This window comes from Mesorhizobium sp. M0954, assembly GCF_040319155.1.
Lineage (GTDB): Bacteria > Pseudomonadota > Alphaproteobacteria > Rhizobiales > Rhizobiaceae > Mesorhizobium.
The window spans coordinates 85,386-104,856 of sequence record NZ_JAMYNR010000017.1 but is presented as its reverse complement, the minus strand read 5'-3'; the positions used below and the strand labels follow the sequence as shown (position 1 = coordinate 104,856).

The following is a 19,471-nucleotide window of genomic DNA, read 5'->3' as shown; positions in this document are numbered from 1 at the left end:
GGGATGGGTAACCGCGCGTTTCAAGATTGATGACCGCGCGATTCAATGGTTGATCAAATCGCGCGGTTCACATTGCGGTTTATTGGGCGCTGGCCACAGGCGCTACCAGGGGTGTAATCCGGCGGATGGCGACGCGGCGGTTCTCGCGGTTGGGTCCCGACGTGTTAACCTTGAGATACTCCTCGCCATAGCCCTGCGTCGTCAGGTTCTCCGGCGGGATGCCAAAGGCGTTGGTCAAGGCTTCGGCGACCGCCTCGGCGCGGCGGTCGGACAGAGCAAGGTTCGCTTCCGGTGTGCCGACAGCGTCGGTATGGCCCTCGATCAGGAAGCTCTCGGCCGGGTTTTTCTTCAGCAGCTTGTCCATGGCGTTGGCAACACCCTCCAGCTTCTGGACCTCGGTGTCGGAAATCGAGGCCGAACCGAATTCGAAGTTGAGCGTGTCGAGGTCGATGCGGCGGGCGATGTCGCGCACGCGGGCCGAGCGCTTGACCTCGTCGATCGAATAGAGGCGCTGGACCCTCTCGACCGGCGGCCGTTCGAGGAAGGTGTAGTAGTCGTCCGGATCCTCGACCTCTTCGGAATCCAGAATGTATTCCTCTTGCGGGATGGTAAGGCGCATCGGCGGCAGGTCGTCGCCCGGGTCGCGCCAGTCTGCATCGTCGTCATAGTTCCGCTCGTCGACATAGCTCAGCACATATTCGCGGCCGTCGGGCGCGATGCGTGAACGCTGGATGACGTCGCCGTAGCGGTTGCGGATGGTGACGATCCGGACACCATTGTCACGCTCGACTATTTCCCGGGTGCGATCGCCCGACAGGTCCTCATAATAGACATTCCTGGCGCCGCGGTGCATGCGCGGTGCATCGCTGCTTTCGACGAACGTCTGGTTGTTGAACTGGAGGATAACGCGGTCGCCGAATTCCCTGACGACGTTGGCGCCCTGGGGGCGCGGACGACGACGAACATCCTCGACGTCCGGCGCACGCTCGACGCGCTTGCCTTTTTCCTCGGTCACCGGAACGATCTTTTCAGGCTTGATCTCCCGCTGGGCTGCCCGGTCGTCGGTGGGTGGCGGCCCCTGATCGACCGGAGCCGGCTTCGGGGCTTCCACCTGGTTCTCGCCCTGCTGGGCGGGCTGGTTGCCCTGCTGCTTACCGGCATTTTGGCCGCGCTCCTTGCCACCCTTGCGCTTGCGCAAGACATCCTTCTGGCTGTCCAGAACAGGTGCCTCGTTCGGATTGGCCTGGGCTTCACCCTGGACCGGATTTTCACCCTGGACCGGCGCGGCCTGGCCAGTCGAAGGCTGTTCGCCGGTCGAGGGCTGTTGCTCTCCTGTCACCGGCTGTTCGCCGACAGGCCTCTTGCCACGTTTCTTGATCTTGTCCTGGGGCTGTTCGCCCTGGACGGGAGCGGCCTGCTGCTCGATCGGAGCCGGTTGGGCCTGTGGGGTCGCTTCCTTATTGGTCGGCGCCGGCTGGCCTTCCGCCTCCGTGGCGGGTCCGGTCAATTCAGCAGGCTTCTTGCGCTTGCCCGGCTTTTGTCCGGGCTCGACAGTCGGAGCCTGTTCTGCCGGGGCAGCCTCGATCTGCTGGTTCTGTTTTTGCTTCTTCTTGCGCGGGTTGACGTTGGGCTGGTTGTCGTTTGCCGGCGCTGCCTGCTCGGCCGGTTGTTCCGATGGGGCCGCTTCGATCTGCTGCCGATTGCGCCGCTTCTTGCGGGGTTGCTCGGACTCGGCTGGAGCGATCTGCTCGGCCGGAGCGGATTCTGTTTGCTGCTGCTGATTGCGCCGCTTCTTGCGGGGTTGCTCGGACTCGGCTGGAGCCGCCTGCTCGGCCGGAGCGGATTCCGTTTGCTGCTGCTGGTCGCGCTTCTTCTTTCTGGGCTGCTCTGCCTGCTGGCTTTGCGCGCAGGCCTCCGCCGACTCGCCCTCGGCGCAACTCGATTGCACTGGGATGAGCGGCGCTGCGGTACGTTGCACGGGGCCGAATGCGGCGTCGCCTTGCAGTGGGAACGCGCCTAGCGGCGCGGACGCCATCAACAGGCCAAGCGCCGTGCCTGCCAGAATCCGTGGTTGGCGTTTCATCATAAACACTCCTTGTGGCGTCCCATCCATGCCCAAACTTTCAGCAACCATGTTTGGTTCCTGTTTGTAGGTTCTAGCTGTGGCACAGGGCGATTGACCGGCGTTTTGAAGGCGACTTCATGTCATTCGTATGGTCCTGGCGTATGTTCCGGCGTATGGTCCCGGCGTATCGTTCGGACGAGGGTGCACGGTTGCCGTGCTTGACCTTGAAGCGTCCGGGGGCCACATGCCGACGATGGAAAAGCCGTTCTGGAAGACCAAGACGCTCGAGGCGATGACCCCGGCCGAGTGGGAATCACTCTGCGACGGTTGTGGCAAGTGCTGCCTGTCGAAACTCGAAGACGAGGACACCGGAGAGATCTACTGGACCAGCGTCGGCTGCCGGCTGTTCGACGCTGGAAGCTGCCGCTGCTCCGACTATGCCAACCGGCTGGCGCGTGTTCCGGATTGCGTCGGGCTGACGCCGCAGAACGTGCGCACCATCAGCTGGCTGCCCAAGACCTGCGCTTACCGGCTGGTGGCCGAGGGCCGCGATCTCTATTGGTGGCACAGGCTGGTGTCGGGAAGCGACGAGACCGTGCACGAGGCCGGCATCTCGATGCGCGGCCGGGTCAGCGCCAGCGAGACCGACCTTGCCGAGCCGGACGACTATTTCGACCATATGCTCGCGGACGAGCCTTAGGATTTCCTGCGGTAACGAAGACCGGGAACCATGGCAAAAGGGTACGTTCCCCATCTGCCCTGCATAGAACGGTTCCAGAAACGGACAGACTAACGGCTGGCCCATTCTTGCCGCATGAACGGGGGATGAATGGCCGGTTCGCAAAAAATTCAGACAGGCGGGTGCATTCTCCTCGCATAGGTTTGACGAAAACGGGTGGAAACCCTCAAACAAGGAGAGAAGACAATGTTCAATACCATCAAGACGGTTGCTCTTTCGGCACTTGTCGGCCTTGGCACGCTTGCTGCCATCCCCGCTCATGCTGACAGCATCTATCTCGGCTTCGGCAACAACCAGGATCCGCGCGTCGGCGTCTATACCGGCGACGAAGATGATGGTTACTATCGCGAACACCGCCGTCATGGCGGCTGGCGCCGGTCCTGTTCGCCGGAGCGTGCCATTGACAAGGCCGAACGCATGGGCCTGCACCGCGCCCGCATCATCGACATCAACCGCCGCACGGTCAAGGTCGCCGGCCGCCAGTATGGCGACCGCGTCGTAATCGTATTCGCCAACGAGCGCGGCTGTCCGATCATCTATCGCTAAGGTCTTCGGGCTTGCGGCCGGCTGACTTGCAGCCGGTAGAGTAGCGGAGCCCTTTCCGCCAGGACGGAAAGCGCGGCTCAAAAAACCCCGGAGGATCGATCCTCCGGGGTTTTTTCATGCTGCAAGCGATGATCATTTCAATTCGAAAGTCACCGTCACCTGTGCGGTATAGGAATTCTCGCCGGCTTGCACCGGGACCGACGCGCCGGCGGCATCGAATGCCTTGGCGTTGATCGGCATCGGCGGTGGTGCGAAATTCTGGTCGGTGATTTCCAGGACCCGGCCGATGCCGACGCCGGCCGCTTCGGCCAGCGTCTTGGCCTTGGCCATGGCATTGGCGACGGCCTTCTTGCGCGCCTCGGTGACGGCTGCCGCCGGATCGTCGTTGGAGAAGGAGATGCCGCCGCCCTGGTTGACGCCGAGCGACACCGCCTTGTCGAGAATGTCGCCGGTCTTGTCGATGTCGCGGACGCGCACCGAAAGCGTGTTGGTCACCTGATAGGCGACAAGCTCGGCCTCCTGGCTGCCGTCGGGCTTGTTGGTGTAGTTATAGCGCGGATTGATCTGGATGCCCGCTGTCTGCAGGTCGCGCTCCTTGATGCCGGACGATTTCATGGCAGCGATCACCGCGGCCATGGCGTCGTTATTGGCATCGAGCGCTGCACGTGCCGTCTTGGCTTCGCGCATGACGCTGAGCGTCAGCAGAGCCAGATCGGGTGCTATCGCCGCCTCGCCTTCACCGGTGACGACGATACGCGGCGGCGGTGGCGAATCGGCGGCGGCCGCGATCGCCGGAAATGCGATTGCGGCGGCAATCGCCAGGGGCAAGATACGTCTGGTCATGAAATCTCCTCGATCTGGGATCCCAAGACAGCCGAGTGTTGGCCGGCGTCCAATGGGCGACGTGCAATAGGTTATCAATATGGGCTGATTTGGGCGATCCCTGCCAGCCCCCTTGGAACGCCTGCTCGGAAAGCCTTGTGCGGTTCAGGGAAAAACACTAATCCAGCGCCGTGGGGCCTGTAGCTCAATGGTTAGAGCCGGCGGCTCATAACCGCTTGGTTGGGGGTTCGAGTCCCTCCGGGCCCACCATTGGCTTTTGTGGCCGTTGATTTAATTGGATTTTTTGGCCATTTTTGTCCCACCTCTTTCAACCCCCTCAGAAAGTGGGACAATTTTGTTCTCTTTTCGATCGATAACCAGCAGGTATTTCGCCGCTCTCGCTACCTTCCGGCGACGCGCTTTCTTGATGTAGTGGTCGGGCTGCTGGTACGTAGTCCACCCATATATCGCCTTCAGCTGCTCGTGCGTCGCGCCGTTCTCAGCGGCGATCGTCGCGCCGGCCTTGCGAATTCCATGAGCACTGCAGTGCGGCAGCTCAGCTTGATCACACCACTGGCGCATCTTGTTGCCCAGACCGTTCTCCGAGAACGGGCGACCATACTCATTGACCAGGAAGGTCATCTGGTCGGAGGGCGTGTGCTCAAGTTCCGCCTCTAGTTCGGGCAGAAGCGGGAGCTCCACCAACACCGCATCCTTGTTACGACTGGTCTTCCCAGGCTTAATTCTGATCCACTTCTCCCACTGCTCGGTCTCCTCGTTGTAGACGAGCGTGATGTGCTGTCGACCGAAGATCGCGACGTCGGACAACCGCAGGCCAGTAAACATGAAGATCGAGAGCGCACGTCTGGCTGCGGTACCCAGCGGATGCCGCTTCTCATATTGAACGATCTCCGACACGTCCCATGGGTGCCAGCCGTCGCCGCTCTTTAGCCGTCTGATGCCGCGGGCGGGATTGGAGTCGACGCCCGGAATCTCTGTGTCCTTTGCCCACTCAAACATCGCGCTGATGGCTTTTACGATATTGTTTGCCGCGCCAAGGGCGTCGAGCCTGGTGTCCCTGATCTCCTTAACATGAGACCGTTTCATACCGGCGAATGGCAGAGATCCCTTGGTGGGATACTGAGGATCCGGGTCACCTTCGAGGGGATGAGGTAATTCGCATACGCGCTCCAGAATTGCTCGTCGGCGCGCCATAGTGTCTTGGGTGATTTCCGTGCCGCCCCGACGGTAATACTCCTGGCAAAGCCACAGCAACGTGCCTTTCTTCGCTGGCTCGGAAGGCTTGGGGAGGCGCTGGCAAATCTCGGGAAGAGTGCCGGGCCGAACATAAGTGACCTCGGCGCGCGCGCACCGCAGTTCCTCGAGGAACTCGTCGCTGCCGGTCGGTTCACGGAGCCGGACCTTCTTCCGACCCGGTGCGCGAAAATAGTACCGATCATTGCCGTGGCGATCAGTGTCCTTCACTACGCCCTTAAGATCGATTTTCACGGGCTCATCCGTCATGTTCGTGGTTTTCGATCCCAAGGATTGTCTAGTGGCGGCGAATCTTCGTCAAGCTTTGGTGCTCCTCCGATTTGGCGGTGAGGGAGCTTTCGAAAGGCCAATACAAGTTCCTCGACGTCCCAAACAATGCGCCCCTTGCTCGGCATTCGTGGCTGCGGCATCCGGCCGTCCTGGACCATTTCATCAAAGGTCGTTGAGCTTACGCCGATGAACGTCGCAGCCTGCTCGCGATTGATTCCTACCGGCGGGAGCGAGGGCGGCAAGACGCTCGGGGTGCGTAGCATCGGTTTAGCGCGTTGAAAGCGCGTTTTTGACGCCTGCCTGTCTTCCTATGTACCTGTCCGAATATTGCAGACGCTCAATCATGTCCTAGCCCTGTGCTTGCAGGCTCACCCTAGGTCTCCAGACCTCAGGATCGCTCAAGACACCGGACTCTTTTCCAGCCTTTGTGTACGATGATGGGTATCTTAATGCGCTCGAGGCCAAGAACTGAATGGTCGGCGACTTGGAAGGGCAAAATGACCGCGGAACCACGAATCTGAGTCAGAGACGGAATCCAACTGAGGAAAGTATGGCTGTGTTTTCAGACGGTTATGACTCTCATGCATGCGTAACAACCAACAAGAATACAAACAAAATATTTGTGTGGATTACTTTCATTCCTCATGGAATGCGCGACTGATTTGGTCCGACAGCGGCTTCACAAAATAAGAAAGCGCCGTACGCTCGCCCGTCTGGATCATCGCTTCGGCCGGCATGCCGGGCACGAGCGTCAGGTCCTTGAGCTTCGTCAGTTCCGCATGCGGAACCGACAGACGCACCAGGTAATACGAAACGCCGTTTTTTTCGTCCGTCGCCAGATCGGCTGCGATCCGGCTGACATATCCGTTCAATACCGGCGTGGTCCTCAGATTGAAGGCTGACATCCGCAGCACGGCCTTGTGACCAAGCTGGATTTGGTCGATGTCCTTCGGGGTGATTCGTGCTTCAAGCGCAAGATCGTCGCCTTCCGGCACGATTAGCATAATCGGATCGGCGGGCGTGATCACTCCTCCGACCGTATGAACTGCGAGTTGTTGAATGGCGCCTGACTGCGGCGCGACAATATCGATCCGTCGCAGTTCCTGTTCAGCCGCCACCTTGCGCTCAACATACTCCCCAACCTGCGCCTGAACCTCTCTGAGCTCCTGGCCGACTTCCGTCTTGAAATCCGGATCGATCTGTAGGATCTGCAGGCGCGTTTCGGCTATGCGGGCTGCCGTCTGTGCCTGATGTGCAATCTTCTCACCGCGTTCGCCGCCGAAAGTGGCAACCTGCGTCTTCAGGCTGTTCAAGCGTTGGTCCGAGACAATGCCTTGGTCGCGCAGCCCACTCAGGGCAGCAATTTCCTTTTGGAGAATCTCGGTGCTTTTCTCACAAGCGATTGCCTGCGCCTTGAGCCCCTCGATCTCGTGCTCATATTGAGTGATGCGTTCCGCTAGCTGCGCCTGCCTTCCGTCGCGGGATTGTCTGCGGAATTCGAACAGCCGCGTCTCGCCATGTACTGCCGAAGCTACGTCCGGAACATCTCTGCGGGCGAGCAGCCAGTCCGGGAAGGCGATCTCCGCCAGATCGTCACGCTCAGCTTCGAGTCGTGCCAGGTTGGCGGCCAGCTCATCGAGCCGCTTGGTGACTACAGCGAGAGTGGCGCGCGTCTGGGTGGCGTCGAGCCGCATGAGGATGTCGCCGGCTTTTACTTTATCACCTTCGCTCACCAGGATTTCTCCCACCACCCCGCCGGTCGGGTGCTGCACCTTCTTCACATAGGAATCGACGACAAAGTGTCCGGACGCGACAACCGCGCCGGAGAGATTCGTGAAGGCCGCCCAGGCTCCGGCTCCTCCCACAAAGATCACGCTCGCCAGCAGGCCCGCCACCAGGTGCCGGCGAATGGACCTGGAAACGTCATTGTTCTGATGAATGCCGGACACCGGGATCCTCCATGTCAGCGCGCTCGTTATCCTGTGTAGACTCGATGGCCTTGACCCCAGCGCCTGATGCCATCGCTGCCCCCTTAAGGACTTTGGAAAGCGCCTCATCACGCGCACCGAATGCTCGCTGCCGTCCACCTTCCATCACCAACACCAAATCCACGGCGCGGATGGCGCTCGGCCGATGGGCAACGACAACCGCAATGCCCTTGCGCTCGCGCACGGAGGCGATCGCCTTGACAACCGCAGCCTCGCCTTCCGCATCGAGATTGGCATTGGGTTCATCCAGCACAACAAGGAAAGGGTCTCGATAAAGAGCACGGGCAAGACCGATACGCTGGCGCTGCCCGGCGGAAAGTGCCGATCCGGCCTCACCAATCGGAGTTTCGTAGCCGTGCTCAAATCGGAGGATCAGTTCGTGCGTGCCCGCTGCTTTCGCCGCGGTGACAATAGCCTCAGGGTCAGGATTATCTTCAAAACGAGCGATGTTTTCGGCAATGGTGCCGTCGAATAGTTCAACACCTTGCGGCAAATAGCCGATATGACGGCCTAGCGCTTCCCGGTCCCATTGATCGAGGCTTGCGCTGTCGATGCGAACCTTTCCGGCGACCGGCGCCCATGCGCCGACGATGGCGCGCGAGAGTGTCGACTTGCCCGAACCCGATGCACCAATGATCCCGAGTGCGCTTCCCGCCTGAACGGCAAACGCAAGGCCGGTCACGGTCGGCTTCCTTTCGCCGGGCGGAACGATTGTCACGCCTTCGAGGCGGAGTTCGCGTTCAGGTGCAGGCATTGGCATAACAGGAGCGGTTTCAGGAACCTTTCCCAAGAGGTCCTCCAGCCGCGCCCAACCCTGGCGCGCCATGAGGAAGGGTTTCCAGCTTGAAATGGCCAGATCGACCGGAGCCAGCGCACGCCCCATCATGATCGAACTTGCAATCATGACCCCGGCCGTAGCCTCCTGCCTGATCACAAGGTACGCGCCGACGGCAAGAATGGCCGATTGCAGCAGCACGCGCAGCGACTTTGAAATGCCACCCAGCCCACCTGCCACGTCCCCGACTTTCCGGTTGGCGGCCAGATACTTGGCATTGGCCTTGTGCCATCGGGCAGCGATCCGCTTTGCGAGACCGAGAGCTTGCACGACCTCGGCATTGCGGCGCGCTGCTTCCAGTAGACCATTGCGTACCATGTTGTGGTCAATGGTATCGCGTATCGGCCCTTGCGAGAGAGTGTTGGTAAGGAGTGTCAGAGATGTGAGACCGATCGCCCCGATAAGTGCCGTCATGCCGATCCAGAAATGAAAGAGGAAGCAAATGCCAAGATAAAGCAGCATCCATGGCAGATCGAAGAACGCTGTCGGGCCGTTTCCACCTAAGAATCCGCGAACATTGTCGAGATCGCGTAGCGGCTGCAAGCCGTCGCCCGGCATGCGCGTTAAAAGCGGAAGGCGAACGATCGCATCGTGAACGCGTCCGGAAAACTGTTCATCGAAACGCTCGCCAATCCGCAGCAGCACGCGGGCGCGCAAAACGTCGAGCAGGCATTGGAACGCATAAAGCCCTGCAGCAAGCACGACGAGCCCCACTAGCGTCGATACGCTGCCACTTGCCAGAACGCGGTCGTAGACCTGAAGCATGAACAGCGGCGAGATCAGCGCAAGCACGTTGACCACGCCGCTGATCAACAGAATTCCCCAAATAGCGGAAGTCAGAGGGAAAGGTCTCAAAGCTGAATCCTTCAAGGAATGGTTACTCACGTAGGTCTCCGTGAGGATCTGGCGACCCAGCTCCCTATATTGCTCCCCGAGCGGCAACCGACTGCATCCGCTCGCTGATTCAGGATCAGTGCTCCCGCCGAATGTGTTTGGTTTGGCATCTAATGGAGCGGGTCAACAACAACACCGTCCGGCTGAAGGTTTGGAAGGGCAACGTCATCGTGGCCGGCCGCAAGGGCCCGAACAGGCTTCCGCCTCCACGCCTTCAGGGAGATTTCGGTGTACGACCAGCGCGACGTGCAGGGCTTCGTCAAGCTGTACACGCTGCGACTGCTCCCGGGCGCCCCGGCCCATCGCAAGTAGCGGAAACGGAAGCGCCCGCCCCCGGGGGGCGGGGCGCTGTTCCGTATGGGTTTTCTGGATCAAACGAAGGTGAAGTCCGACGCGGTCAGGCCTAGGTCGGCCACGGTGACCACACCGCCCAGGTGGACGAATTCATGCGCGTTGTTGTCGGCGGTGACATAGGCCAGAGTTGCGACTCTGTCGGTGTAGCTGCTTTGGTAGACAATGATGTCGCCGGCGTGCTCGCCGGAGATCGCACTCGCGGCTTCAGAAGCAGAGTTGAAAGATTCGCCAGTGATTACCACGACGTGTTCGCCGTTCGCACCTGAGGCCGCACCACTGTAGAAGCTGCTCACCGGGTAGCCGGACTGTATGCTGGCGTTGTTGACGAAGTTCGCGCCAAAACCGTCATTGTAGAGGCCCACCGCATCGAAGGCGAACTTGTCCTCCGCCGGGTTGAAATCGGTGATAGTGGTAATGTCCGACTTCGACCCGACAACCCCAGGCACCGGATTGTGGAACTGGAACACGAACGTGTCACTGTCGGTGCCCCCGGTCAACGTGTCCTGGCCGTCACCCACGTAGAGGACATCCTGGCCGGGACCGCCGCTGAGCCTGTCATTGTCCTCACCGGAGACGCGCGGGTTGAAGCGGCCGTTGTCGCCGGAGAGATCGTCCCAGCCATCTCCGCCGAAGATGCGGTCGTTACCCTTGCCGCCGATGAGTCGGTCACTGTCCGGGCCACCCGAGATCTCGTCGTTGCCGCCACGACCGTCAATCCAGTCACCGCCCTGGAAACCCTCCATCCAATCGTCAAGCTCGGTGCCGATGAGTGTTTCGGCACCCGGGCCACCCTCGATAATCTTTGCCATCGAAAATACTCCTAATGATGCACCCTGCCTGACGCGTTCATATTGCTCATCGGATAATTAGAGAAATCGATTGCTTGGATAGACACACATTTACGAAATGGATGCATTCACGTTCACTTCGCCCTTCTGCTGAGCAGTTGCGGGCTCGCTGGCGGCGGGGACGCTGGTCGCCCAAGCAATCGATGAAGATTCGACACTCAAACCGGGACTAGGACGAACTTCGTAACGGGGCCGTCCTGGTTGGGCCCCAAACTTCTCTCTGTTTGCTCGACGCCGGCATACCCGCACCGTGAGCGCTGGACGAGGACAAGTTCCGCTGGCGGAGAACGGCGTGATCGGCTTGCCGCGCCGAAACTGATGGCGCTCGTCGAAGGCATGGACTGGACACGCGTTCGAGCCGAACGGCGACGGCGTCCGGCCGGAAGGCGGTGGCGAAGTGACTCAGGCGCAAAAGGCGGGCTTCAGGCCGTGCACAATAAGCTTCTGTCGGCGTCATGATGAGAAGCGCTTCGGCCCGTCCCCACGAAATCGATACGCTCAAGGCGATGTTCGTCGCCATGGCGGCGGAGAAGGCCGAACTGCAACAACTCCGGAGCGAAACACTCAAGGCCGAGATCGTCCGGATGGCGACACTCAACGAGCGTGCCCAGGTGAGGATCGCCGACCTTCATGGGATCGTCAAGCAGCTGGAGCGCGCCGCTTCGGTCGCAGCTCCGAGAAGCTCGAACGTGCCTAGCAGGCCTTCGCCTTCGAAATCCAGACCGGGCTCGGCGCGATTGAGTCCGAGCTCGAGGCCGCAAGACCGACAGGCGAGCCGCGACGTGCTGCGCGACCGCGCAAGGCGTTCCCGGCGCATCTGGAGCGGGTCGAGATCGTCATCCAGCCCGAGCCATGGGGGAAGAAGCGCTCCCGCAGCCAATCGTCCAGTCCGTCAAACGCGGTCGGCCGCACAGGCTTGCGAAACGGAACAGTCCCGCCCTCGCTTAGATACCGAGGCACCGTGTTGCGAGCGCACCCGAATTCGTTCGCCCGTCGGTTCCCCAGCCAAGCTCATGCAGCGGCAGCATCGCTGCCACCTCTTCAGGCTGAAGGATCTGCTCTCCCTGCATCGTTCTCGACAATGCAGGAATCGCCCAATTCCAATCGCCATCCATGCCTCCTCTCATAACCGAGGGGTCGTCGGCCGACAACTGAGACGTCCGGTGCTCTTAGGCGGGGTAATCATACGAGATGCCTCCTGCAACATCATTTCCCGCATCCATAGGCTTGCCGGATCATTATTGTGAAGCGCAGGCCATTGGACGGCCTCCGTGAATGCGGCAGGAAGTGGCGGCGGAAGTTCGACAATCCGCAGGGGTGTTAATTTTGCGAAATGCTGTGCCAGCCGTAAGGGCATTGTCCCGATGCGGTTGGTGCCTGATAGAAGGGGCGGGATCATGCTAAAGCCCTGTACGACGACCTCGATACGTCTCTCGAAACCGTTCTCGAGCAAATACCATTCCTCGATGGAGGGCTGCCGGGTGTCCCCGAATTTAAGCACAACCTGCCCCATCGACAAGTATCGGTCGAATGTAAGTGGCTCTGACAGCTGCTTGTTCGTGCCGCAGCCTACGCATACGAGCATATCTTCGAACAGGGCTGCGCGAGGATGTTTCGACATGAACACTTCGGGCATAATCAGAAAATCAACGTCGCCGCGCCGGAGAAGCTCCTCGGGGTCGTCGGAAATAAGCAGACATTCGAAGCGGACGGCGGGAGCTTCCCGCGCAGCACGCTTTACGATCTTCTTAAAAAATACGAGCGTGAGGTAATCGGAAAGGATGATGCGGAAGCGACGATCCGATCGGGCCGGGTTAAAGGCGTCCCAGGAAATAATCGACAGCTGGATGTGCAGCAATGCGTCCCGGACTGCTGTGGCGAGCCCCTCCGCGCGCGGTGTCAAAATGAGTTCGCGGCCGTTCATCGTAAATAGCTCATCGCTGAAATAGGCGCGTAACCGACCGACGGCGGCGCTCATGGCCGGCTGACTCAGGTTAATACTGCGGGCCGCGGCGGTGACTTTACGCTCCCTGATCAAAGCGTCCAGCACAACCAGGAGATTTAGATCGAGTCCCTTAAAACGCATGTATTGACCTATCCGACGCGTGGATGGGTATCGCCCAAAGAATCAATTTTACGAATGGTGAGTAGCGTCAACGCATCAGCCGACGACGAAATAGAGCAACCGATAGGAAGAACGGCAAAACCGTGTATATGCAAAGCGCGCCGATATGCAGGCCCATGCTGCCGGCCGGACGGCCAAGCATCGCCGGACGAATGAGGTCAATTGCATGTGCGAGCGGCAACAAGGAGGCGACGTCCTGAAAAGTGCCGGGCAATTGGTTGACCGGAAACATCGCGCCGCAAAGGAACAGCATGGGTGTTATAACAAGCGTATTATAAAATATGAAATATTCATAACTGGGCGCAAGCGCCGTGACGACCATCGCTAGACTCGCGAAGGCGAGGCCACTGAGAGCGATGACTGGCAGCAAGCAGAGGATGGATGGCCACGATGTGTAGCCGAGCGTGGTGGCAACAACAGTGATTGCTGTGCCCGCCATCAGGGCCTTGGTGGCTGCCCACGCCAATTCGCCGAGTAAGATATCGCCAAGCGTCAGCTGAGTGCATAACATTCCTTCCCAGGTGCGCTGGTTGTCCATGCGGCCGAAACTCCCGTAAACCGTTTCAGCAGTCGCCGATGCCATCGCGCTTGTGGCAACCATGCCAGCCGCGAGAAACGCAATGTACGACGTGCCCTCAATAGGACCTATCATTGTTCCGATGCCAAAACCGAGACCGAACAGATAGATCATCGGATCGGCGAGGTTGCCGAGAACCGATGCAAGCCCGATTTTCTTCCATCCAAGATAGTTGCGGCGCCAAACCGCGACCCAATTCCACGCATTGGCGGGCATGGCCGCCGCATAACGTTCGCCCATTGTTCAGTCCTCCATCTCGCGCCCGGTTAGCCGCAAGAACACATCCTCGAGATTGGGGGGACGCTGCAGAAGGCGCAGACCCGCGCGCCCGCGTAGCTGCACCAGCACCTGCTCCGGATCGGGTGCATAGCAAAAAAGCGTCTCACCGCTCACCTCGATCCGCTGTGCGTACGGCCGGATCAGCGCACCCAGTTCATGCGGATTGCCGCCGTAGACCTCGACCACGTCACAGCCGATCTGCTCGTCAATGAGTGCGGACGGGCGGCCTTCGGCGATCTTGCGCCCCTCCTCCATAACGCACAGCCGATCGCACAGCCGCTCGGCCTCTTCCATGAAATGGGTAGTCAAAAGAATAGTCTTGCCCCGCGCCAGCAGCGATCGCAGCCGTTCCCAGATCAGGTGGCGGGCCTGCGGATCGAGGCCGGTGGTCGGCTCGTCCATCACCAGCAAGTGCGGGTCATTGATCAGCGCACGCGCGAGCGTCAGGCGCCGCTTCATGCCGCCGGACAGTTCGGCGACGCGCGCATCCGCTTTGTTCTCGAGGCGGGCGAACTCAAGCAGCGATGGTATGACCGCTTCGATCTGGCGTCTGCTCATCCGGAAGTAGCGCCCGAACACCAACAGGTTCTCGCGTACAGTGAACGCGGTATCAAGATTGTCGAACTGCGGGACCACGCCGATGCGCATACGTGCCAAACGCGCGCGCGCCGGCACTGGAGCGCCGAGCACAGTAATCTTCCCCGCATCAGGCGATGTCATGCCGAGGACCATACGCGCAATCGTGCTTTTGCCCGCACCGTTCGGTCCCAGGAGCCCGAAGCATTCCCCCGCCGCAACGCGGAACGACAGTCTGTCGACAACGAGCTTGTCATAAGTTTTGCTTACGTCAGTAAGATCGATCGCTACCATGGACATGGGTTCATTTTACCGAGAGGGACGCCAAGACTGGCGGTTGCTTGGTTGCCTGCCGGACCTGAAACTGTGACTCGTCTTCGCCATCCCAGCCGTCGATAACGAACTGATCGACATCACAAGGATTTAGCCCCTGTTCCGCCAAAGCGGCGACAATTGCGTCGAGATTATCGATGGTTTGATAACGCGGATTGTTGTGCCGCTTTTCCTGCTCAACGCAGAAGACGAGCCGTCCATCCTCGACAAGGGCGATCGCCCCATCATGGGTCAGCTTGGTACCACAGATGCGCATAGTGTCTCCACGTTAACGGCGATAGATTCGATTGATCAGGAAGCGGAAAGCGGGTTCCGGAAACGGACGAGCAAGCAGTCTTCGTTGACCGACTCGCCCCGACACTCAAGACGCTCTACCTCGATCAACGTTTCGTTCAGCATGGCGATGACCGGCTCAGCACCAGCGGCGTGACCCCAGCGACGGCAATTAGCATCCCTTGCCGATCCGAAGATCAGATGCCCGCCTGGCGCAAGCACCCGCACCAGGTTTTTGACGGCCGCGCGCATCTCGGCTATGTCTTCGAGGTAGTATAGGACCTCCGCCACAACGATCAGGTCAAACAACTCGTCGGTCGAAAACTGTTGAACATCGGAGACTATCCAGTTGATGCGCGACGGCTCCTTTATCCGTTGACGTGCTCGAGCAATCGCTTGCGCCACGACATCGATGACGGTGAGCCCTTGGCAGTAGGGAGCTAGTTTTTCCGTGAATGCGCCGGCAGCGCACCCGACTTCGAGGGCATTTGTAATGGAGCCCTGGGCAAGCGCCAGCTGGAGCATTTGCGTGTGGCGCTCCCGCTCGAACGGATTGCCGTCGAGGCGCCACGGATCGTCTGCGGCCAATTCCCGATCGAGCAACTGATGATTCATGTTCTGGGTCAAACTCGTCCACCTCTCGTCCACCTAGGTAATTAGCGATCACTCGTCGCCGCAGATGTTGCTCGACAGCGCTAATCCCGAAGAATCCGCGCAAGATTGAGCCTGCGAAGCGGAGCCGCATGCGGTGAGAATTCTGCCCTGCTTGATCCAGTGATCGGAGTTTGGGTGGGGGCCTGTTTTCCCCCAGTGTTCGATGTAGCGACAGCAGAGCTTCGCGACAGCCAATCGCTATTGCTCAATGTACACAGCGCGTAGGCCTTCAAGGGAAGTAAGAGAAAGATGTTGATGAACGTGTGCAGGGAAAAGCCCAGAAATCGAAACTGTCGAGCACGAAATGCTACCACGCTGCATCGGAGCATGGTCATGGACACAATCATCAGTCCTGTCCACCAAGGCACAGTGCCTGTCAGTGCGAAATGTGCGAGGCCCGTTAGTACCGATAGGGCGAGGAGTAGCGGCCCGAGATTCTGTCCGACCACGTCCAACGTGAGATAGCTATTGAGGCCGGGCAGCAAGCGCAGCCCAAGCAGCGTGTCCCGGAATGTGCTTCGTGCCCAACGGAGTTGTTGGCGCAGATACGGTCCGAGTCTGTTCGGAACGACTGTGGCCGCGATGGCGCCCGGAACGTACTCGGTTCGAAAGCCTGCTTTCAGCATGAGGATAGTGAGATGGCGATCCTCCCCGAAGTCGCTTGGCTTGCCCCGAAAAAATTGCGACTCGTACTGGTCCAGTAACAAAAGGAGCGCAGACCGGCGGTACATGGCACATGGGCCGCAACAGCACATAACGGCACCGAAGCGAGCCTGTGCCGCGCGCTCCTCGTTGCAAGCCAGCCAGTACTCCATGTCTATCAGCCTTGTCAGCCAGCTCTCGCTCCGGTTACTGGCAATCAACTGACCCATGACTGCGCCGACCGCTGGATCTCGCATCTTCGGTACAAGCTTGGTGATGACGTCGGACGCGAGTATCGTGTCTGAATCAACGTTAAGCACCAAATCCCCGGATGAGCGGCGTATCGCGGCGATCTGCGCCTTGCGCTTTCCAACATTCTCGGGAAGCAAAATGATGTCGAACCTAGGGTCGCGCGCGTAGGTTTCGTGGACAGTTCGTACGGCTTCGCGATTTCCAGAACCGTCATCAACCACATAGACCCGAAGTCTTCCGGCGTATTCTTGGTCTGCAATGGACGCCAGGCACTCTGAAAGCGTGCGCGGATCCTCGTTGAAGCAGGGGACGATGACATCCACGCTGGGCAGTTGATCGGAGCCGACGAGATCCTCCAACGCCGATGAGTCGTTTGTCGGCAGAGCATAAATCCCCTGCATGCTCTTATAAGCAGTCGAGAGCAGTGCATAAAGCGAAATGGCCACAGTGCTGGTTGTACCAAGAAGAGTCATGGGATCTCGTTTGTTCAGTGATGTTGAGGAAGTGAGCGGATTACAAATCCGCGCTCATGAAGTGCTGGAATCAGCCGGGACAGCGCCGTGACCGTCTGGTCGCGCAGACCGGCGTGAGCGCCCTGGCTCAACTCGCCGGGAGGGCATCCGTCGTGCAAGAGTACGATTGCGCCCGGCCGGACAGAGGCGAGCACGGTATCGATAATCGCGTCGACCCCAGGGCGAGACCAATCTCGAGGGTCGACGGACCAATGGACGGCCGTCAGCCCGGCGATCTGTGACGCTGTGAAGACTTCTTCGCTCCAGGCCCCGTAGGGCGCGCGAATATAGCGCACCGAGGCCTGAGGGCACGCCCTCATGATGGCGCCGTTCGCTTCAAAGATCTCACGTTGCACTTCGCCGAAGCCGCATTTGTACAGATCCGGATGAGTCATCGTGTGGTTGCCTAGCTCGTGCCCTTCTGCAAACATTCGTTGGATTAGATCCGGGTGCTCTAAGGCGTAGGCGCCGATGACGAAGAAAGTCGCCGGCACCCGCTGCTCTGCCAGCACATCCAGAATCTCCGGTGTGAAAAGTGGATTGGGACCGTCGTCAAACGTCAGATAAACGCTGCGAGGGCCGGTGCCGTCAGAGCACTCACGGCGCACTTCGTACAAGCAATCGGGACGGCTCATAGCTCTGGTCCGTTCCGATCGATCATCGTGCCCGTGGGCCATTCGCTGATCGGCCGTCCAACTGGCAGAACAATGGTGAGTGCGTCATCAATGCGTGTGGGCGGCAGGTCGAGGCGCGCCTCTGGTCGGGTGGAGCGCACGCGAATTCCCGACAAGACGGCCAAAGGGCTGTATCGCCGCCCGAACCTCTCAACATGATTCCGCAGCGCGTGCCGGACGGTTCCGAAAGCGAATGGAACGCCAAGCTCCTGCAGTATTGGAAGCACGACATGGATTGAATGGGCGATTCCGAGACTCTCAAGATCCGGACGTACCCCGTACAGGCCCAGCTCAGCCACCAACAGATCGACCGCGTCAACCTTGATGAAACGGCGCAGTATGCCCATGTGAGCCGCTACACCGTTCGAATCATAGGCGATTGCGCGGAGTTCAGGCCTGGCGCCGGCCCAGCTTCGACTACCTTCGAACGGTTCTGCGTTGGACGCCCCAGTCGGCCCGTAGGTATTACGAAAGAACTGGGCGAGCTCGACGTGGTCCGAGAGCTGCAACTCGTTTTCCCAGCACAATTTCCACTGCACCTGAGGGCGCATTCAGGACCTCTCTTCAAAATAGTTTCTTGCGGGCCGCATTACCCGGCCAAAGCGGCGGCGTTGTTGGCTGCACTCAACCGTTGTCGTTAGCGACGGTGAGCCAGCCGGTGGGGCTCGCCAATGAGCTCTCTCGATGTTCCCGCCCGTGTGGCGGCGCCGTCGATTTGAGCTTGACGTCGGTCATTTACGTTCCTCTAATGCATGGTTCGTAAATTCGTAAAATTGATTGTTTAGATGATGCCCATCCACACGCTGGATAGATCAGGATATGCGGTTTAAGGGGCTGGATTTGAATCTCCTCGTTGTGCTGGACGCTCTGATCAGGGAGCGTAAAGTCACTGCCGCGGCCAACAGTATTAACCTGAGCCAGCCGGCCATGAGCGCCGCCGTCGCTCGGTTACGCGCCTACTTCAGCAATGAGCTATTTACGATGAACGGCCGCGAGCTCATTTTGACACCGCGCGCGGAGGGGCTTGCCCCAGCAGTCCGGGACGCATTGCTGCACATCCAGCTATCGATTATTTCCTCCGACGCCTTTAACCCAGCCCAATCGGATCGTCTCTTCCGAATCATGCTTTCCGATTACCTCACGCTCGTGCTTTTTAAGAGGATCGTAGAGCGTACTGCGCGGGAAGCTCCCGCCGTCCGCTTCGAATGTCTGCCTATTTGCGACGACCCCGAGGAGCTTCTCCGGCGCGGCGACGTTGATTTTCTGATTATGCCGGAAGTGTTCATGTCGAAACATCCTCGCGCAGCCCTGTTCGAAGATATGCTCGTATGCGTAGGCTGCGGCACGAACAAGCAGCTGTCAGAGCCACTTACATTCGAGCGATACTTGTCGATGGGGCATGTCGTGCTCAAATTCAGGCACACCCGGCAGCCCACCATGGAGGAGTGGTATTTGCTCGAGCACGGTTTCGAGAGACGTATCGAGGTCGTCGTACAGGGCTTTAGCCTGATCGCGCCCGTCCTATCAGGCACCAACCGCATCGGGACCATGCCCTTACGGCTGGCGCAGCATTTCGCAAAAACAACACCCCTGCGGATTGTCGGACTTCCGCCGCCACTTCCTCATCCCGCATTCACCGAGGCCGTCCAATGGCCTGCGCTTCACAATACTGATCCGGCAAGCCTGTGGATGCGGGAAATGATGTTGCAGGAGGCATCTCGCCTGGCGCCTTTGCTTGAAAGCTATTGAGCGTCTCGGGCTTCCTGGAGGCGGTCGCGATCGCGTAGGAGCGGTTGCCATTCGGGCGTCAGGCCTTTGGCTCGGCAGAGCGGCGCAGTTCCTTGCTGAGTACGAGGGCCAGGAACGAGCAGAACACATGCCCGGGTTGGTGCTGAGTTGACTGCCGCCTCCGATTTCGCGTGCGAAGTCCCAGAAGAT

General features: G+C 59.6%; 16 protein-coding genes, 1 tRNA gene and 2 pseudogenes. 4 read left to right on the top strand and 15 right to left on the bottom strand.

Going from position 1 to position 19,471, the window contains the following annotated elements:
* Positions 1-79: 79 nt before the first annotated feature.
* Positions 80-2,083 carry an OmpA family protein gene (locus tag NKH93_RS22625; RefSeq protein ID WP_352972142.1) on the bottom strand — a complete coding sequence of 668 codons (2,004 nt, stop codon included), beginning with the start codon at positions 2,081-2,083 and terminating at the stop codon, positions 80-82.
* Positions 2,084-2,318: 235 nt separating this feature from the next.
* On the opposite strand from NKH93_RS22625, the gene NKH93_RS22620 reads away from it, so the two are divergent.
* A complete protein-coding gene (locus NKH93_RS22620) occupies positions 2,319-2,765 on the top strand; it encodes a YcgN family cysteine cluster protein (RefSeq protein WP_023678278.1) in 447 nt (148 codons plus the stop codon).
* A 225-nt stretch (positions 2,766-2,990) separates the two neighbouring features.
* The gene (locus tag NKH93_RS22615; protein WP_352637442.1) at positions 2,991-3,350 is read left to right on the top strand and encodes a hypothetical protein; all 360 of its coding nucleotides are present in this window, start codon (positions 2,991-2,993) and stop codon (positions 3,348-3,350) included.
* 132 nt (positions 3,351-3,482) lie between these two features.
* On the opposite strand, the gene NKH93_RS22610 is transcribed toward NKH93_RS22615, so the two are convergent.
* A complete protein-coding gene (locus NKH93_RS22610; RefSeq protein ID WP_352472400.1) occupies positions 3,483-4,193 on the bottom strand; it encodes an SIMPL domain-containing protein in 711 nt (236 codons plus the stop codon).
* Between the two features lie 173 nt (positions 4,194-4,366).
* Here NKH93_RS22610 and NKH93_RS22605 point away from each other — a divergent pair.
* Positions 4,367-4,442 (top strand) — tRNA-Ile (locus NKH93_RS22605).
* Positions 4,443-4,463: 21 nt separating this feature from the next.
* Here the strand turns inward: NKH93_RS22605 and NKH93_RS22600 are convergent.
* The 13 genes and pseudogenes from NKH93_RS22600 to NKH93_RS22540 all read right to left on the bottom strand — a co-directional run bounded on the left by NKH93_RS22600 (position 4,464) and on the right by NKH93_RS22540 (position 18,084).
* A complete protein-coding gene (locus NKH93_RS22600) occupies positions 4,464-5,681 on the bottom strand; it encodes a tyrosine-type recombinase/integrase (protein WP_352972140.1) in 1,218 nt (405 codons plus the stop codon).
* Positions 5,682-6,352: 671 nt separating this feature from the next.
* Positions 6,353-7,666 carry an HlyD family type I secretion periplasmic adaptor subunit gene (locus tag NKH93_RS22595; RefSeq protein ID WP_352548197.1) on the bottom strand — a complete coding sequence of 438 codons (1,314 nt, stop codon included), beginning with the start codon at positions 7,664-7,666 and terminating at the stop codon, positions 6,353-6,355.
* Positions 7,641-9,410, bottom strand: coding sequence for a type I secretion system permease/ATPase (locus NKH93_RS22590; RefSeq protein ID WP_352972165.1), 1,770 nt, complete (start codon positions 9,408-9,410; stop codon positions 7,641-7,643). Before NKH93_RS22590 ends, NKH93_RS22595 begins: the two co-directional genes overlap by 26 nt.
* Before the next feature lie 395 nt (positions 9,411-9,805).
* A complete protein-coding gene (locus NKH93_RS22585; protein WP_352483785.1) occupies positions 9,806-10,597 on the bottom strand; it encodes a calcium-binding protein in 792 nt (263 codons plus the stop codon).
* An 891-nt stretch (positions 10,598-11,488) separates the two neighbouring features.
* Positions 11,489-11,751, bottom strand: a pseudogene (locus NKH93_RS22580) (hypothetical protein); the annotation flags it as partial.
* Positions 11,752-11,759: 8 nt separating this feature from the next.
* Positions 11,760-12,722 (bottom strand): LysR family transcriptional regulator, encoded by a 963-nt coding sequence (locus tag NKH93_RS22575; protein WP_352483784.1) that lies wholly within the window; start codon positions 12,720-12,722, stop codon positions 11,760-11,762.
* A 67-nt stretch (positions 12,723-12,789) separates the two neighbouring features.
* Positions 12,790-13,578, bottom strand: coding sequence for an ABC transporter permease (locus tag NKH93_RS22570; protein ID WP_352494954.1), 789 nt, complete (start codon positions 13,576-13,578; stop codon positions 12,790-12,792).
* A gap of 3 nt (positions 13,579-13,581) precedes the next feature.
* On the bottom strand, positions 13,582-14,493 hold the full coding sequence (nodI, locus tag NKH93_RS22565) for a nodulation factor ABC transporter ATP-binding protein NodI (protein ID WP_023719311.1): 912 nt from the start codon (positions 14,491-14,493) through the stop codon (positions 13,582-13,584).
* A 43-nt stretch (positions 14,494-14,536) separates the two neighbouring features.
* Positions 14,537-14,782, bottom strand: a pseudogene (locus NKH93_RS22560) (carbamoyltransferase N-terminal domain-containing protein); the annotation flags it as partial.
* 35 nt (positions 14,783-14,817) lie between these two features.
* Positions 14,818-15,414, bottom strand: a complete 597-nt coding sequence (gene nodS / locus NKH93_RS22555) for a nodulation methyltransferase NodS (protein WP_352450799.1) — start codon at positions 15,412-15,414, stop codon at positions 14,818-14,820.
* Between the two features lie 80 nt (positions 15,415-15,494).
* Positions 15,495-16,820 (bottom strand): chitooligosaccharide synthase NodC, encoded by a 1,326-nt coding sequence (nodC, locus tag NKH93_RS22550; RefSeq protein ID WP_352609807.1) that lies wholly within the window; start codon positions 16,818-16,820, stop codon positions 15,495-15,497.
* Positions 16,821-16,834: 14 nt separating this feature from the next.
* A complete protein-coding gene (gene nodB, locus NKH93_RS22545) occupies positions 16,835-17,494 on the bottom strand; it encodes a chitooligosaccharide deacetylase NodB (RefSeq protein ID WP_352738990.1) in 660 nt (219 codons plus the stop codon).
* Positions 17,491-18,084, bottom strand: coding sequence for a NodA family N-acyltransferase (locus NKH93_RS22540; RefSeq protein WP_352483781.1), 594 nt, complete (start codon positions 18,082-18,084; stop codon positions 17,491-17,493). The genes nodB and NKH93_RS22540 overlap by 4 nt, the downstream gene beginning before the upstream one ends.
* A gap of 268 nt (positions 18,085-18,352) precedes the next feature.
* Here NKH93_RS22540 and NKH93_RS22535 point away from each other — a divergent pair, with 268 nt between their 5' ends.
* Positions 18,353-19,282, top strand: coding sequence for a LysR family transcriptional regulator (locus NKH93_RS22535; RefSeq protein WP_352457033.1), 930 nt, complete (start codon positions 18,353-18,355; stop codon positions 19,280-19,282).
* Positions 19,283-19,471 lie beyond the last annotated feature (189 nt).